This is a genomic window from Piscinibacter defluvii (genome assembly GCF_004011805.1).
In the GTDB taxonomy this organism is placed as follows: Bacteria; Pseudomonadota; Gammaproteobacteria; order Burkholderiales; family Burkholderiaceae_C; genus Piscinibacter; species Piscinibacter defluvii.
Genome location: NZ_RCHJ01000013.1, coordinates 190,339 through 206,257, shown reverse-complemented (window position 1 = coordinate 206,257; position 15,919 = coordinate 190,339). Strand labels below are relative to the sequence as shown.

The window sequence follows — 15,919 nt, the reverse complement described above, 5'->3', positions numbered from 1 at the left end:
TGCTGCGCGCGGCCATGACGGACGCTGCCTCCCCGCCTCCCCTGCCGCTCGGCCTGACCGTGGCGGCCGCCCAGTGGACCCTGGCGCTGAGCTGGACGGTCTACGTGGTCTTCCTGCCGACCCTGGCTGCACAGGCCGGCCTGGCGCCCTCGGCCGTGCTGCTGCTGCTGATGCTCGACCAGCTGGTGTTCGTGCTGGCCGACTATGCGTGCGGCGTGGCGTCCGACCGCATGCTCGCGCTGCAGGCCCGGCTCGGCCCGTGGCTGGTCGGGTTCACGCTGGTGTCGGCCGGCGCCTTCGTGCTGCTGCCGGTGCTCGCCCCCGCGGGCTCGCCGGCGCTGTTCGTCGCCGTCACCCTGGTGTGGACGCTGAGCTCGTCGGTGCTGCGCGCCCCGCCGATGAACCTGATCGGCCGGCACGCGCGGCGACCGGCCCAGCCGGCCCTGGTGGCGCTGGCGATGCTCGGGCTGGGGCTCGCGGCGGCGCTGGCACCCTGGCTCTCGCTCGAGCTCAAGGGCCGCGATGCACGGCTGCCCTTCATCGTGGCCAGCCTCGGCGTGTGTGCCGCGGCACTGGCACTGGCCGCTGCCGAGCGCCAGGTGCGCCGGCGCGCGGGTACGGCCACGGCCGCTTCGAGCCCGGCATCCGCCGCGCCACCGGGCGGCACGCCCGGGACCCTGCTGCTGGCGGCCGCGCTGCTGGCCGCGCTGTCGTTCCAGCTGCACACCAGCCTCAATGCCGCGGCGCAGTACCGCCGCTTCGTGCCGGCGGAGGCCCTGGCGTGGTGGCTGCCGGTGTTCTGGGCCGGCTTCAACCTGGCCTTGTGGCCGGCCATGAAACTCGCGCCGCGCCTGGGTGAGCTGCGGCTCGTGGCCGCGGCCGCGCTGATGGCCGCCCTGGCCGCCGTGGCCGGTGCCGCGGCGCCTTCGCTGGCCCTGCTGGCCGCCGCCCAGGCAGTGGCCGGCATGGCCTGGGCGGGGATGCTCGCTGGCGGCTTCATGGCCGCGCTGGCGCTCGGCCACGTGGGACGCGAAGGACGCTTCAGCGGCGCGCTGTCGTCCAGCCTCGCCGGCGCCGCGCTGTGCCGGCTGGCGCTGGTGGCCAGCGGCACGGCGACGGCGCTGCGCTCGGCTGGCGGCACGTGGGCGGATCTCGCCCCCGCGCTGCTGTGGCTCGCCGCGGCCGGGATGCTGCTGCAGGCGCGCGCCCGGGCAGGCGTGAAAGCCAGCACCGCGCGCGGCGCATCTCCGTTTTCCTAGGGCCTGTTCAGGGGGCGCTGGGGCCGCCCTCGTGTGAACAGACCCCAAGGCGGCCATTGCCACCCGCGACACCGAAAGCGCCACGGCCACGCCAAGCTTCCCGCCGCCGATCCGGCTCTGCCGGTCCGCCGGCGGGCGGCCCCCTCGGGGGGTAGCGAGCGACAGCGAGCTTGGGGGCTTCCTTTCAGCGCCGCTGCAGCTTCGCGAACGCCGCCGCCATCGCGCCCTGCGGCGCCGCCGCGCCGCGCGGCCCGGCGCGCTCGCCGCGCCCCGCCGGCTGGTAGCGGTTGTCGCCGCGCTCGCCCTTGGCCGCGGGCCTGGCATCCAGCTTCATCGTCAGCGAGATGCGCTTGCGGGCGAGGTCGACCTCGAGCACCTTGACCTTGACGATGTCGCCCGTCTTGACCACCTCGCGTGCGTCGTTGACGAACTTGTGGCTCAGCTGGCTCACGTGCACCAGGCCGTCCTGGTGCACGCCGAGGTCGACGAAGGCGCCGAACTGCGCCACGTTGCTGACCGTGCCTTCGAGCGTCATGCCGGGCTGCAGGTCCTTGATGTCCTCCACGCCCTCGTTGAAGCGCGCCACCTTGAAGTCCGGGCGCGGGTCGCGGCCCGGCTTCTCGAGCTCGGCCAGGATGTCCTTGACCGTGATCGCGCCGAAGCGCTCGTCGGCAAAGGCCTGCGGCTTGAGGGCGCGGATCACGTCGCTCTTGCCCATCACCTCGCCGATCGGGCGGCCCACGCTGGCCAGCACGCGCTCGACAACCGGGTAGGTCTCGGGGTGCACGCCGCTCTGGTCGAGCGGGTTGTCGCCGCCGCGCACGCGCAGAAAGCCGGCGCACTGCTCGAAGGTCTTGGCGCCGAGCCCGCTCACGTCCAGCAGCTGCTGGCGGTTGCGGAAGGCACCGTTCGCATCGCGCCAGCGCACGATGCTCGCGGCCACCGCGTTGGACAGACCCGAGACCCGCGCCAGCAGCGGCGCCGAGGCGGTGTTCAGGTCCACGCCCACCGAGTTGACGCAGTCTTCCACCACCGCATCGAGGCTCTTCGCGAGCTCGCTCTGGTTCACGTCGTGCTGGTACTGGCCCACGCCGATGCTCTTGGGCTCGATCTTCACCAGCTCGGCCAGCGGGTCCTGCAGGCGCCGCGCGATCGACACCGCGCCGCGCAGGCTCACGTCGAGTTCCGGCAGCTCCTTGCTCGCGAACTCGCTCGCGGAGTAGACCGAGGCCCCCGCCTCGCTGACCACCACCTTCTCGAGCTTCACGTCCGGCGCGAGCTGCTGCACGCGCTTGATCAGGTCGGCGGCGAGCCTGTCGGTCTCGCGGCTGGCGGTGCCGTTGCCGATCGCGATCAGGTTCACGCCATGCACGGCGACCAGCTTGCCGAGCGTGTGCAGCGCGCCTTCCCAGTCGTTGCGCGGTTCGTGCGGGTAGACGGTGGTGGTGGCCAGCACCTTGCCGGTGGCATCGACCACGGCCACCTTGCAGCCGGTGCGGATGCCGGGGTCCAGGCCCAGCACCACGCGCGGGCCGGCGGGCGCGGCCAGCAGCAGGTCGCGCAGGTTCTCGGCGAACACCTTGATGGCCACCTGCTCGGCGTTCTCGCGCAGGCGCGCGAACAGGTCGCGCTCCAGGCTCAGGCCGAGCTTGACCTTCCAGGTCCAGGCGATGGTCTTGCGGATCAGCTCGTCGGCGGGGCGCCTGGCATGGCGCCAGCCCAGGTGCGCGGCGATGCGGCCTTCCGCGAGCGTCGGCTGCCCAGGCACCACCTCCTCGTTCACCACCAGCTTGGCATCGAGGAACTCGAGCGTGCGGCCGCGGAACACGGCCAGCGCGCGGTGCGAGGGCACGTTCCGGATCGGCTCGTCGTAGTCGAAGTAGTCGCGGAACTTCGCGATGTCGGCGTGGTTCGGGTCCTTGCCCTCGAGCAGCTTGCTCTTCAGCAGCCCTTCCTCCCACAACCACTCGCGCAGCTTGCCCACCAGCACGGCGTCCTCGGCCCAGCGTTCGGAGAGCAGGTCGCGCACGCCGTCGAGCACCGCAGCGGCATCCGCGAAGCCGGCATCGGCATTGACGAACGCCGCGGCTTGCGCGAGCGGCTCGAGCGTGGGGTCGGCGAACAGCTTGTCGGCCAGCGGCTCGAGGCCCGCCTCGCGGGCGATCATGCCCTTGGTGCGACGCTTGGGCTTGTACGGCAGGTACAGGTCCTCGAGTTCCTGCTTGGTGGGCGCGGCCTCGATCGCGGCGCGCAGCTCGGGTGTCAGCTTGCCCTGTTCCTCGATGCTCCTGAGCACCGCGGCGCGCCGCTCCTCGAGCTCGCGCAGGTAGGCCAGGCGCGCCTCGAGCTCGCGCAGCTGGATGTCGTCCAGGCCGTCGGTGGCCTCCTTGCGGTAGCGGGCGATGAAGGGCACCGTGGCGCCGCCGTCCAGCAGCTCGACGGCTGCGTTCACCTGTGCCGGGCGAACCTTCAGCTCGGCGGCGATCTGCAGAAGAATCTTGTCCAACTCGGCAGGGCCCGCAGGGGGCCGGATCACGAAGCGGCGCAGTGTGCCACAGGGGGTCAGGCGCTTCGTGACGAGGCGTTGTGGTACGCCAGCGCGCCCGCGCCGGCCACCTTCGCGCCGGCGAAACACGCCGTCAGCAGGTAGCCGCCGGTGGGCGCTTCCCAGTCGAGCATCTCGCCGGCGCAGAAGATGCCGGGCAGCGCGCGCAGCATCAGCCGCTCGTCCAGCGCGTCGAAGACCACGCCGCCGGCGGTGCTGATCGCCTCGGCCACCGGCCGCGCTGCCACCAGCGTGACCGGCAGTGCCTTGATCGCCGCGGCCAGCGCGGCCGGGTCGGCGAAAGCTTCGCGCGGCAGCAGCTCGTGCAGCAGCGCGGCCTTGGCACCGTCGAGCTTCAGGCGGGTCTTCAAGTGGGTCGAGAGTGATCGCGAGCCGCGCGGCCGTGCCACCTCGGCAGCCACCCAGTCGGCGCTGTGGTCGGCCAGCAGGTCGAGCGTGGCCACGGCCTGCCCCTGCGCGGCGATCGTGTCGCGCAGCAGCGCGGAGGCGGCATAGACCAGCTGGCCCTCGAGCCCGGTGGCGGTCAGCACCGCCTCGCCGCGCTGCGCGAAGGGCCGGCCGTCCGGCGCACTGCAGCGCAGCGCGATGTTCTTCAGCGGCGCACCGGCGAAGCGGGTCTTCAGGTGCTCGCTCCAGGCGGCGACGTCGAAGCCGCAGTTGGCGGGCTGCAGCGGCGCCACGGCCACGCCGCGCTCGGCCAGGTGTGCCACCCAGGCGCCGTCCGAGCCGAGTTGCGGCCAGCTCGCCCCGCCGAGCGCGAGCACCACCACACGCGCGCCGAACGCACGCTCGCCGACCGGCGTGGAAAAGCGCAGCGCGTGCGCGCCGGCCGGCGCCTCGGCCCAGCCGGCCCAGCGGTGGCGCATGTGGAAGCGCACACCCTGGGCGCGCAGGCGGTGCAGCCAGGCGCGCAGCAGCGGCGCGGCCTTCAGGTCGACCGGGAAGACCCGCCCCGAGCTGCCGACGAAGGTCTCCACGCCGAGCCCGCGCGCCCAGTCGCGCAGGGCCTCGGGGCCGAAGGCGCGCAGCCAGGGTTCGACGGCAGTGCGGCGCCGCCCGTAACGGGACAGGAAGGGCTCGAGCGGCTCGCCGTGCGTCAGGTTCAGCCCGCCCTTGCCGGCGATCAGGAACTTGCGGCCGGCCGAGGGCATCGCGTCGAACACGTCCACCGGCAGGCCGGCCTGCGCCATCACCTCGGCCGCCATCAGCCCGGCGGGCCCGGCGCCCACCACCATCGCACCGGGCAGCATCTCGTCGTGAGTCATCGCGCGCAGTGTGACACCGGTGGCGTCAGGTCCGGCCGCGCCGCACGACCAAGGGCCCATGAAGACCACCCTGCCCCTGCTGCTGCTTGCCGCCTGCCCGCTCGCCCTCGCCGACACGCCCGCCTGCCAGGCTCGCAGCGGCGAGCGCATCGCGCCGGTGGTGGAGCTCTACACGTCCGAAGGCTGCAGCTCCTGCCCGCCGGCGGACCGCTGGCTGTCGCGCCTGGCGCGCGAGCCCGGCGTGGTGGCACTCGCCTTCCACGTCAACTACTGGGATTCGCTGGGCTGGCGCGACCGCTTCGCAACGCCCGAGTTCACGCGCCGCCAGGCCGAGCAGCGCGCGGTCAATGGCGCGCCGTACAACTACACGCCGCAGGTGGTGGTGCAGGGCATCGACAGCCGCGACTGGCACGCGCGCCCGGCACCGACCGAGATCGCGGGCCGGCCTCTGGTGGACATCACGCTCGCGGCACGGGGCGGCGGCTACGACGCCAGCGTCATGCCTCGCCCGGGCGCGCCGGTGCGGCTGGCAGCCTGGTGGGCGGTCACCGAGGACGGCCACCGCAGCGCCGTCGCCGCCGGCGAGAACCGCGGCGAGACGCTGCGCCACGACGCGGTGGTGCGCGAGCTGCACCCGGTACCGGCCTGGCGCGGCGCCACCTCGCTGCAGTTCGCGCCCGCGATGCCGGCACAGGCGGGCCATCCGCGCGCGGTCAGCCTGGTGGTCACCGACGCGGCAACCGGGCGGCCGCTGCAGGCGCTGCGGATCGGCTGTTAGGTCGCCGCGCGCAGCGCCGCACGCAGCTGCTCGCCCAGCTCGGGCTTCTGCGCGAACGGGTCGGTCGGGTTGCGGCCCTGCAGCACGTCCTCGAGCCGGGTCTGCACCATGCCCAGCGCCTGCGGGTGGCTGTAGATGTAGAAGCGGTTCGCGCGCAGCGCGTCGAACACCAGGCCCGCCACCTGCTCGGCCGTCACCTTGCCGCTGGTGACGGCCTTGTCGCTCATCGCCTGGGCGACGAGCTGGCTGCGCGTGGGCGCCGCGCCGGCGCGCAGCGCGTCGGGCCGGTTGCGCTCGCTGCGGTGGATGCCGGTGGGCACGAAGTACGGGCACAGCACGGCGGCATGCACGCGGTCGGTGACCAGCGCCAGGTCCTGGTGGAGCGTCTCGGTCAGCGCCACCACGGCATGCTTGCTGACGCTGTAGACGCCCATGTTGGGCGGGGTCAGCAGCCCGGCCATCGAGGCGGTGTTGACGATGTGGCCGCGGTAGAGCGGGTCGGCCTGCGCGGCCTCCAGCATCATCGGCGTGAACACGCGCACGCCGTGCACCACGCCCATCAGGTTGACGCCCAGCACCCACTCCCAGTCCTGCACGCTGTGTTCCCACACCAGCCCGCCGGCGGCCACGCCGGCGTTGTTGAACACCAGGTGCGGCACGCCGAAGGTGGCGCGTGTCGTGTCGGCCAGCGCCTCCACCTCGGCCGCCTTGGAGACATCCAGCCGCACGCCGATGGCCTCGGCACCCAGGCGCCGCAGGTCCTCGACCGCACGCTCCAGCGGCTCGGGCTGCACGTCGGCCAGCACCACCTTCATGCCCTCGCGCGCCGCGCGCCGCGCCGCCTCCAGCCCGAAACCCGACGCCGCGCCGGTGATCACCGCGGTGCGGCCCTTGAAGTCCGTCATGCCTGTCCTTGCACGGGCAGCGCCCGGTCGATGAGATGGTCGAAGTCGATGCCGGCCGGCAGCGTGCCGAACACCAGTCCCTCGGCGCCGCCCAGGCGGGCGCGGCAGAAGGCCTCGAACACGGCCGGCGTCGCATGGGCGTGCAGCAGCACGGCCTGCAGCGCGAGCGCGAGGTGCTGTGCCAGCCGGCGCGCCGAGGGCTCGTCGGCCAGCTCGTCGATGCGCTGCGGCAGGGCGTCGACGAAGCTGTCGCAGGCCGGGTGGGCGCCCCGTGCGGTGTCGAGCTCGGCACGCAGCGCGTCGACCACCGTGCCCGCGCGGCCGCCGCCGCGCAGTGCACGCAGCAGGTCCAGCGCCATGATGTTGCCGGCGCCTTCCCAGATGGAGTTGAGCGGCATCTCGCGGTAGATGCGCGCCATCGTGCCCTCGCCGTGCTCCTCGACGTAGCCGTTGCCGCCCAGGCATTCCATCGCCTCCTGGGCGAAGGCGGCGCCGCGCTTGCAGATCCAGAACTTGGCCACCGGCGTGAGCACGCGGCGCAGCGCGGCCTCGTGCGGATCGTCCTGGCGGTCGACCGCCCGCGCTAGGCGCAGCGCCAGCGCGGTGGCCGCCTCGGACTCGATCGCCAGGTCGGCCAGCACGTTCTTCATCAGCGGCTGCGCCAGCAGCAGCTTGCCGAAGGCGTGGCGCTGCGCGCAGTGGTTCAGCGCGAGGGAGAGCGCCTGGCGCATCAGCCCGGCCGTGCCGAGCGCGCAGTCGAGCCGCGTCAGCGTGCCCATCTCGAGGATCTGTGCCACACCGCGGCCTTCGTCGCCGACGCGCCAGGCCAGCGCGCCGTGGAACTCCACCTCCGAGCTGGCGTTGGCGTGGTTGCCAAGCTTGTCCTTCAGGCGCTGGATCTGCAGCGCGTTGCGGCTGCCGTCGGGCAGCACACGCGGCAGGAAGAAGCAACTCAGCCCGCCGGCGGCCTGCGCCAGCACCAGGAAGGCGTCGCACATCGGCGCGGAGAAGAACCACTTGTGGCCGGTGAGCCGGTAGCAGTCGCCCCAGGGCGTGGCCTCGGCGAACTCGGCGCGGGTGGTGTTGGCGCGCACGTCCGAGCCGCCCTGCTTCTCGGTCATTCCCATGCCCATCGTGACGCCGGGCTTGTCGGCGAAGGACACGAGCCGCGGGTCGTAGGCGGTGCTGGCGAGCTTGGGGAACCAGTCGGCCGCCAGCGCGGCGTTGGCGCGCAGCGCCGGCGTGACGGCGTAGCTCATCGACACCGGGCACAGGATCGACGGCTCCAGCTCGGTGAACAGCATGAAGGCCGCGGCGCGCTCGACATGCGCGCCCGGTCCGCGCGCCCAGGGCGTGCCGTGCAGCCCGGCGCCCACCGCCGCGGCCATCAGCGCGTGGTAGCTCGGGTGGAACTCGACCTCGTCGATGCGGTGGCCGAAGCGGTCGTGCGTGCGCAGGCGCGGCGGGTGCACGTTGGCCAGGCGCGCATGCCCCTGCATCGCAGCGCTGCCCAACAGCTGCCCGAGTGCATGGCGCGGCGCCTCGTCGGCGCCGGGCAGGTGAAACGCCAGCGCGTCGCGCAGCGGCCGGTTGCCGGCGTAGAGGTCATGGTCGACCAGCGGCCGCGGCTGGTTCGTGACCTCGTGGGTCATGTTCACACCAGCTTCACCAGCTGCTTGCCGAAGTTGCGCCCCTTGAGCAGGCCGAGAAACGCCTCGGGAGCGGCCTCGATGCCCTGCGCGATGCTCTCGCGGTACTTCAGCCGGCCGGCGGCCACCAGCGCGCCGAGCTCCTGCAGCGCCTGCGGCCACAGCTCCATGTGCTCGGAGACGATGAAGCCCTGCAGCAGCAGGCGCGACTTGACCATCAGCGCCGGGTAGCTCATCGGCACCGGCGTCCCGTCGTAGCTGCTGATCATGCCGCACACCGCGATGCGGCCGAAGTCGTTCAGGCGCAGCATCACCGCGTCCATCACCAGGCCGCCGACGTTCTCGAAGTAGCCGTCGATGCCATCGGGCGCGGCCTCCTTCAGTGCGGCCGAGAGCGACTTCAGGTCGCCGTGCGCCTTGTAGTCGACGCAGGCGTCGAAGCCCAGTTCCTCGACCACGTAGCGGCACTTGTCCGGCCCGCCGGCGATGCCCACCGCGCGGCAGCCGCGCACCTTGGCGAGCTGGCCCACCACGCCGCCCACCGCGCCGCTGGCGGCACTCACCGCGATGGTCTGGCCGGCCTTGGGCTGGCAGATCTGCGTCAGCCCGTACCAGGCGGTGACCCCCGGCATGCCGACCGCGCCGAGGTAGGCCGGCAGCGGCACGTGGGTGGTGTCGACCTTGCGCAGCGCGCCGGGCTGGTTCGCGTCGACCACGCCGTACTGCTGCCAGCCGCCCATGCCGACCACCTGGTCGCCGGCGGCGAACTTCGGGTGGCGCGACTCGAGCACCTCGCCGACCGTGCCGCCGATCATCACGGCATCCAGCGGCTGCGGCTGCGCATAGCTCCTGCTCGCGTCCATGCGGCCGCGCATGTAGGGGTCGAGCGAGAGGTAGTGGTGTCGCACCAGCACCTGGCCGTCCTGCAGCGCCGGCACCGGCGTCTCGACGAGGCGGAAGTTGTCCACGCTCGCCTCGCCCGTCGGGCGCGAGGCCAGCAGCCACTGCTTGTTCATCGTCATGTCGTGTTCCTCAGTCGGACGCGTTGAGCCGCTGGATGCGCCGCCCGCCCGCCGGCAGGCCGCGCAGGTACTTGAAGGTGCCGGTGGCATGCGCCACCAGCGCGCCCTGCTCGTCGACCACCGAGCCCTCGCAGAAGGCGAGCGACACGGTGCGCTGCAGCACGCGCGCCCGGGCGTGCAGCCGGCCGAGACCGGCGCGCATGAAGCTGGTCTTCATCTCCACCGTCACCACACCGTGCGATTCCGGGTGCTTCGGCTGGTTCGGGCTGCGCGCGGCATGCGCCATCGCCACGTCCAGCAGGGTCATCGTCACGCCGCCATGCGCGACGCTCCAGGAGTTGGTGAGCTCCTCGCGCAGCGTCAGCGCGATCTCGGCCTGGCCGGCTTCGCACACCAGCAGCTCGAAGCCGAGCAGCTCGACGAAGGGGATGTGCGAGAGGAACTTCATGGCCGGCCCGTCATCCGCCGCCGTGCACGGCCGAGACGCCGCCATCCACCGCCAGGATCTGCCCGGTGATGTGCTTGCCGGCGTCGCTGGCGAACAGCAGCGCCGCGCCCTTCAGGTCGTCGTCGTCGCCCAGGCGCCCGAGCGGGGCCATGGCGGCCAGCTTGTCGGCGCCGGTCTCGGCGATCGTCGCCCGGGTCATCCTGCTCGGGAAGAAACCCGGCGCGATGGCGTTGACGTTGATGCCGTGGCGGCCCCATTCGCCGGCCAGCGTGCGCGTGAAGTTGACCACCGCGCCCTTGCTCGCGCCGTAGGCGATGAACTGCGCGTCCATCGAGCCCGACAGCCCGGCGATCGAGGCGATGTTGAGGATGCGTCCGCGCCTGCGCGGGATCATGCTGCGCCGGCCGATCTGCTGGCACATCAGGAACAGGCTGCGCACGTTCAGGTTCATCACCTTGTCCCAGGCCTCGAGCGGATGGTCCTCGGCCGGCGCGCCCCAGGTGGCGCCGGCGTTGTTGACCAGGATGTCGATGTCGCCCAGGCGCCGCAGCGCCTCGCCGGCCACATGCTCGATGTCCTCGGGCTTGCTCATGTCGGCCGCGGCCCAGCGTGCATCGATGCCCTTGTCCTGCAGGTGCGCGACGGCGGACTCCAGCTCGTCGGCCTTGCGCGCGGTCAGGAACACCTTCGCGCCGGCCTCGCCCAGCGCCTCGGCGATCTGCAGGCCGAGGCCACGCGAGCCGCCGGTGACGAGGGCGTGGCGGCCGGTCAGGTCGAACAGTTGCTGCACGGGGGTGCTCATCGCGGGGTGCTCCGTCAAGGCTGGCGCAGCCAGCGGAAGAATGCCTCGTTGCTGGCCGGCCGGCCGAGGAAGCGGCGCATCAGCTCGGCCGGCGGCTGCTCGCCGCCCGGGGCGAGCACGGCCTCGCGGTAGCGCCGGCCGACCGCGGGGTCGAGCTTGTCGGCCGCGAACGCGCTGCGCAGGTCCTCGGCCTGGGCCAGGCTCCACTGGTAGGCGTAGTAGCCGGCCGCATAGCCGCCGGCGATGTGCTCGAAGCTCGCCGGGAAGCGCGAGCCCGGCACATGGCCGAGCGGCGTGGCCGATTCGAGCCGGGTCCACAGCGCCAGCGGCGTCTCGCGGGTGGCGCCGCCGGTGGGCCCGTACAGCGCCAGGTCGTAGCTCGCGAACAGCAGCTGCCGCATGGTGCGCCAGCCCTTGGCGAAATCGCGCGCACGCGCCGCGCGCTCGAGCGTGTCGCGCGGGATCGGCGTGCACTCGGCGCAGACCTGGGCGAACAGCGCCTGCACCGCCGGGTCGTAGACCCAGTCCTCCAGCATCTGCGACGGCGCCTCGACGAAGTCGAGCAGCACGTTGGTGCCGCCGTGCTGCGCGTATCGGGTCTGCGAGAGCAGCGCGTGGAAGGCATGGCCGGCCTCGTGCAGCAGGGTCTCGAGCTCGTCCAGCGACAGGCCGTGGCGGTCGAGGTTGGCCACCAGCGCGGCCACCGGCTGCACGCCGGCCGCGCCGGCGCGCACCGGCCACATCGCGGCATGACCGTACTTGTCGGGCCGCGGGTAGAGGTCGACGTAGAGCGTGCCCAGCGTCCGGCCGTCGGCCACCTCGACGATGCGGAAGGCCTGCGCGTCCGGGTGCCAGGGCGCCGGGCCGAGCGGCTCGGCGCGCACGCCGAACAGGCGCTGTGCGATCGCGAACACGAAGCGCAGGCTGGCCTCGGGCGGGAAATGCACGCGCAGCGCGTCCTGGTCGACCGCGAACTGCGCGCGCCGCACGCGCTCGAGGTGGTACTCGACGTCCCAGCGCTGCAGCACCGTCTGCGCCGGCTCGCTGCCGAGCAGCCGGGCCTTGTCGGCGCGCAGCAACGCCAGGTCGTCGGCCTCGCGCGGGGCCGCCACCTGGCGCACCGCATCGAGGAAGCTGCCCACCGCCGCCGCGCTGCCGGCCATGCGCCGGCGCAGCACGAAATCGGCGTAGCTGTCCAGGCCGAACAGGCGTGCGTACTCGCGCCGCAGGTCGGCCAGGCGCGCCAGCACGCGCAGGTTCTCGGCGCCGCCGCGGGCGTTCGCGGCGCGCCACAGGCGCTCGCGCGTGCCGGCGCGCTCGGCCTTCTGCAGCACCGGATCGAGTGTCGGGTAGTCGAGGCCGAGCAGCACGCGGCCCTGCGCGTCGCGCGGGGCGGTGCGCCACACCGACTCGGGCACACCGGCCAGTTCGTCGACGCGGAAGGCCACCCGGGTACGTTCCTCGCGCACGCGGCGCTCGAAGTCCTGGCCCAGGCGCGTCAGCTCGCGGTTGATCTCGCGCGCCCGCTGTCGCGCCGCCGGGGCGAGCGCGATGCCGGCGTCCTCGAAGGCGTCGAGCCGGTCACGCCGCGCCTGCGCGTCGATGGCATCGGCCGGCTCCAGCGCGAGCAGCCGCGCATGCACGCGGCGGTTCTGCAGGAAGGCGGCGAAGAAGCCCTGCACCGCGCTGCTGCAGCGCTCGGCCGCGTCGCGGATCGGCTTGGCCGGGTGCACCGCGGCCAGCAGGTCGAGCGGGCCGACCAGCGCCTCGGCGCGCTGCTGCAGCGCGTCCAGCGCCGGCAGCAGCGTGTCGGCCCGGGCCTGCTCGAGCGCGCGCTCGTCGGCCTTCAGGTCGCGCTGCAGGCGCCGGCAGTCGGCATCGATGCGCGCCGGGTTGTCCAGGGCCTGGAACGGGTCGACCGGCGGCGCGGCGCGCGCGGAGGCCCCGCCCACGGCCAGCAGCAAGGCCGCGACGGCGGACCGCAGCGCGCGCCTCACGGCTTGTCCTCCGGCCGGCGTGCGCGCACGACCACCAGCACCGCCCCGGCAAGCGCGACCACGCTGCCCAGGCCCACCAGGCTCCAGCCCAGCAGGTCGTCGCGGCGCTGCACCGCCAGGCCGAGGGCCACCAGGATCAGCCCGCCGTAGATCAGCACCCAGACCAGGGCTTCGAGTCGTGCCGTCGTCATCGTCAGAACCAGTCCTCGTGCATGGTGCGGCAGGTGTCGTCGCGGGTTTCGACGACCTTCAGCCAGGCCGCCACCAGCGGCAGATCGTGCCGGAAGAAATAGCGGCAGGCCGCCAGGCTGCCCTGGCGCAGCGCCTCGTCCATGCGCCCGGAGCGCGCCTGCGCGCACAGCGCGACGTCCAGCCAGACCCAGGCGATCACCACGTGGCCGAAGGCCTGCAGGTAGGGCGTGGCATTGGCCAGCGCCTCCTCGGGCTGCGCCGTGGCCCAGGCGGCCTTGGTGGCGCGACCGAGGTGCTGCAGCGCGCCGGCCAGTTCGTTGCCGAAGGCTGCGAGCGCCGGCTCGGCCATCGCGCGTTCGATCGTCGCATTGACGCGCCCGGCCAGCAGCTTCATCGCCGCGCCGCCGTCCATCAGCACCTTGCGGCCCAGCAGGTCGAGTGCCTGGATGCCGTGCGTGCCCTCGTGGATCATGTTCAGCCGGTTGTCGCGCCAGTACTGCTCGACCGGGAAGTCGCGCGTGTAGCCGTAGCCGCCGTGCACCTGGATCGCCAGGCTGTTGGCCTCCAGGCACCACTGGCTGGGCCAGCTCTTGGCGATGGGCGTCAGCAGCTCCAGCAGCAGGCCGGCCTGCGCCGCGTCCTCCGGCGTGCCGGTGCGCTGCTCGTCGACCAGTCGGGCGCAGTACAGCTCGAGCGCCAGCGCGCCCTCGCACCAGCTCTTCTGCGCCAGCAGCATGCGCTTCACGTCGGCGTGGCCGATGATCGGGATCGGCGGCTGCGCCGGGTCCTTGCCGGCCGCGCCGACCGGACGGCCCTGGGTGCGCAGCTTGGCGTAGGCGAGGCTGGCCTCGTAGCCGGCCATGCCGATCATCGCGGCGCCGAGGCCGACCGCGATGCGCGCCTCGTTCATCATGTGGAACATGCCCTTCAGGCCTTCGCCGGGGCGCCCCACCAGGTAGCCCACGGCACCGGCCCCGGCGCCGTCCAATCCGCCGCCGTGGCCGCCACGCACCGGATGGCGCCCTTCGCCGAAGTTCAGCAGCGTGTTCGGGATGCCGCGGTAGCCGAGCTTGTGGTTCAGGCCGGCGAGCGACACGTCGTTGCGCTCGCCGGTCAGCCGGCCCTCGGCGTCGACCAGCCATTTCGGCACGATGAAGAGCGAGATGCCGCGTGTGCCCGGCACCAGGCGCCCGTCGGGCCCCGGGATCTTGGCCAGCACCAGGTGCACGATGTTCTCGGTCAGCTCGTGTTCGCCGGCGCTGATCCACATCTTGGTGCCGCGCAGCCGGTAGCGCGGGCCGAGCGGCTCGGCCTCGAAGTCCGCGCCATCGGGTACGGCGCGCGTGCTGATGTCCGACAGGCTGGAGCCGGCCTGCGGCTCCGACAGGCACATGGTGCCGGCGAAGCGCCCGGCGTATTCGTGCACGGCGAAGGCGCGCTGCTGCGCCGCGCTGCCATGGGCCATCAGCAGGTTGGCGTTGCCGCTGGTGAGCATGTTGGCGCCGCCCACGCCGATGCCGGCCTTGGAGAAGAAGGCGTTGGCCGCCATCTCGACCACGCAGGGCAGCTGCATGCCGCCGACCGACTGGTCCTGCGAGGCGGCCAGCAGGCCGGTCTCGGCATAGGCGCGTGCCGCCGCCTGCGTGGCCGCGGGCAGGATCACGCGCTCGCCGTCGATCCTTGGCTCCTCGGCGTCGACCAGCCGGTTGAAGGGCGCGAACTTCTCGGCCGCGAGCGTCTCGCACAGGTCGAGCACCGCGGCGAAGGTCTCTCGGCCATGCTCGGCAAAACGCGGCCGCTCGCACAGCCGCTCGACGGCGAGCCACTCGTGCAGCAGGAAGTCGAGCGTGGCGCGAAAGCTCACAGCACCTCGAACACGCCCGCGGCGCCCATGCCGCCCCCGATGCACATGGTCACGCACACCCGCCTGGCGCCGCGCCGCCGGCCCTCGATCAGCGCATGGCCGGTGAGGCGCTGGCCGCTCACGCCGTACGGATGCCCGACCGCGATGGCGCCGCCGTTCACGTTGAGCCGGTCCATCGGGATGCCGAGCCGGTCGGCGCAGTACAGCACCTGCACCGCGAACGCCTCGTTCAGCTCCCACAGGTCGATGTCGGCCACCGTCAGGCCCAGGCGCTGCAGCACCTTGGGCACCGCGAACACCGGGCCGATGCCCATCTCGTCGGGCTCGCAGCCGGCCACCGCGAAGCCGAGGAAGCGGCCGAGCGGCTTCAGGCCGCGCTTCTCGGCCAGCGTCTCGTCCACCACGATGCAGGCGCCGCCGCCGTCGCTGAATTGGCTGGCGTTGCCGGCCGCGATCACGCCGCCGGGAAGCGCCGGCTTGATGCCCGCCACCGCCTCGACCGTGGTGCCGGGGCGCAGGCCCTCGTCCGCGCCGACCGTGACCTCCTTGGTGCGCAGGCCCATCACCGGGTCGGCCACGCCGGCCAGCACCGTGACGGGCACGATCTCGTCGGCGAACTTGCCGGCCGCCTGTGCCGCGCAGGCCTTCTGCTGGCTGCGCGCGCCGTACTCGTCCATGCGCTCGCGCGGGATCGCGTAGCGCCGGGCCACGGTCTCGGCGGTCTGCAGCATCGGCCAGTAGATCTCGGGCTTGTGCTCCTGCAGCCAGGGGTCGGCGAACAGGTGACGGTTCATCTCGTTCTGCACGCAGGAGATGCTCTCCACGCCGCCGGCGGCGTAGACCTCGCCCTCGCCGGCGATGATGCGCTGCGCCGCCATCGCGATGGTCTGCAGCCCGCTGGAGCAGAAGCGGTTGATGGTGATGCCGGCCACCGAGATCGGCAGCCCGGCGCGCAGCGCCACCTGGCGCGCGATGTTCCAGCCGGTCGCGCCCTCGGGGTTGGCACAGCCCATCAGCACGTCCTCGACCTCGCCGGGCTCGATGCCGGCGCGCTCGACGGCCGCCTTGACGGCGAAGCCGCCGAGCGTGGCGCCGTGGGTCAGGTTGAAGGCGCCCTTCCAGCTCTTGGCCAGCGGCGTGCGGGCGGTGGAGACGATCACTGCGCGGGTCAT

At 73.1% G+C, this 15,919-nt stretch carries 13 protein-coding genes; 2 read left to right on the top strand and 11 right to left on the bottom strand.

All coding sequences use genetic code 11. The features are described from left to right. The first annotated feature begins 14 nt into the window (after positions 1–14). A complete protein-coding gene (locus D9C15_RS20425; RefSeq protein ID WP_128000307.1) occupies positions 15–1,259 on the top strand; it encodes an MFS transporter in 1,245 nt (414 codons plus the stop codon). Between the two features lie 184 nt (positions 1,260–1,443). Here the strand turns inward: D9C15_RS20425 and D9C15_RS20420 are convergent, their stop codons facing one another. Further along, entirely contained in the window at positions 1,444–3,765 is a 2,322-nt protein-coding gene (locus D9C15_RS20420; RefSeq protein ID WP_128000306.1) for a Tex family protein, read from the bottom strand. 56 nt (positions 3,766–3,821) lie between these two features. Next, positions 3,822–5,090, bottom strand: coding sequence for a TIGR03862 family flavoprotein (locus D9C15_RS20415; protein ID WP_128000305.1), 1,269 nt, complete (start codon positions 5,088–5,090; stop codon positions 3,822–3,824). A gap of 58 nt (positions 5,091–5,148) precedes the next feature. Here D9C15_RS20415 and D9C15_RS20410 point away from each other — a divergent pair, with 58 nt between their 5' ends. After that, positions 5,149–5,868, top strand: a complete 720-nt coding sequence (locus D9C15_RS20410; protein WP_128000304.1) for a DUF1223 domain-containing protein — start codon at positions 5,149–5,151, stop codon at positions 5,866–5,868. On the opposite strand, the gene D9C15_RS20405 is transcribed toward D9C15_RS20410, so the two are convergent. Genes D9C15_RS20405 through D9C15_RS20365 form a run of 9 tightly spaced genes read right to left on the bottom strand, consistent with a single transcriptional unit; the run spans position 5,865 to position 15,919 of the window. Continuing rightward, on the bottom strand, positions 5,865–6,773 hold the full coding sequence (locus D9C15_RS20405; RefSeq protein ID WP_128000303.1) for an SDR family oxidoreductase: 909 nt from the start codon (positions 6,771–6,773) through the stop codon (positions 5,865–5,867). The genes D9C15_RS20410 and D9C15_RS20405 overlap by 4 nt on opposite strands. Then, positions 6,770–8,431: an isovaleryl-CoA dehydrogenase gene (locus D9C15_RS20400; protein WP_128000302.1), complete on the bottom strand. Its 1,662-nt coding sequence runs from the start codon at positions 8,429–8,431 to the stop codon at positions 6,770–6,772. Before D9C15_RS20400 ends, D9C15_RS20405 begins: the two co-directional genes overlap by 4 nt. Continuing rightward, on the bottom strand, positions 8,428–9,444 hold the full coding sequence (locus D9C15_RS20395) for an NADP-dependent oxidoreductase (RefSeq protein ID WP_128000301.1): 1,017 nt from the start codon (positions 9,442–9,444) through the stop codon (positions 8,428–8,430). Before D9C15_RS20395 ends, D9C15_RS20400 begins: the two co-directional genes overlap by 4 nt. Positions 9,445–9,454: 10 nt before the next feature. Then, positions 9,455–9,892 (bottom strand): PaaI family thioesterase, encoded by a 438-nt coding sequence (locus D9C15_RS20390; RefSeq protein WP_128000300.1) that lies wholly within the window; start codon positions 9,890–9,892, stop codon positions 9,455–9,457. A gap of 10 nt (positions 9,893–9,902) precedes the next feature. After that, entirely contained in the window at positions 9,903–10,694 is a 792-nt protein-coding gene (locus tag D9C15_RS20385; RefSeq protein ID WP_128000299.1) for an SDR family oxidoreductase, read from the bottom strand. Between the two features lie 14 nt (positions 10,695–10,708). Then, the gene (locus tag D9C15_RS20380; protein ID WP_128000298.1) at positions 10,709–12,691 is read right to left on the bottom strand and encodes a M3 family metallopeptidase; all 1,983 of its coding nucleotides are present in this window, start codon (positions 12,689–12,691) and stop codon (positions 10,709–10,711) included. Beyond that, positions 12,688–12,882: a hypothetical protein gene (locus D9C15_RS20375; protein WP_128000297.1), complete on the bottom strand. Its 195-nt coding sequence runs from the start codon at positions 12,880–12,882 to the stop codon at positions 12,688–12,690. The genes D9C15_RS20380 and D9C15_RS20375 overlap by 4 nt, the downstream gene beginning before the upstream one ends. A gap of 2 nt (positions 12,883–12,884) precedes the next feature. Next, the gene (locus D9C15_RS20370) at positions 12,885–14,747 is read right to left on the bottom strand and encodes an acyl-CoA dehydrogenase (protein ID WP_128000296.1); all 1,863 of its coding nucleotides are present in this window, start codon (positions 14,745–14,747) and stop codon (positions 12,885–12,887) included. Further along, the gene (locus tag D9C15_RS20365; protein ID WP_128000295.1) at positions 14,744–15,919 is read right to left on the bottom strand and encodes an acetyl-CoA C-acyltransferase; all 1,176 of its coding nucleotides are present in this window, start codon (positions 15,917–15,919) and stop codon (positions 14,744–14,746) included. The genes D9C15_RS20370 and D9C15_RS20365 overlap by 4 nt, the downstream gene beginning before the upstream one ends.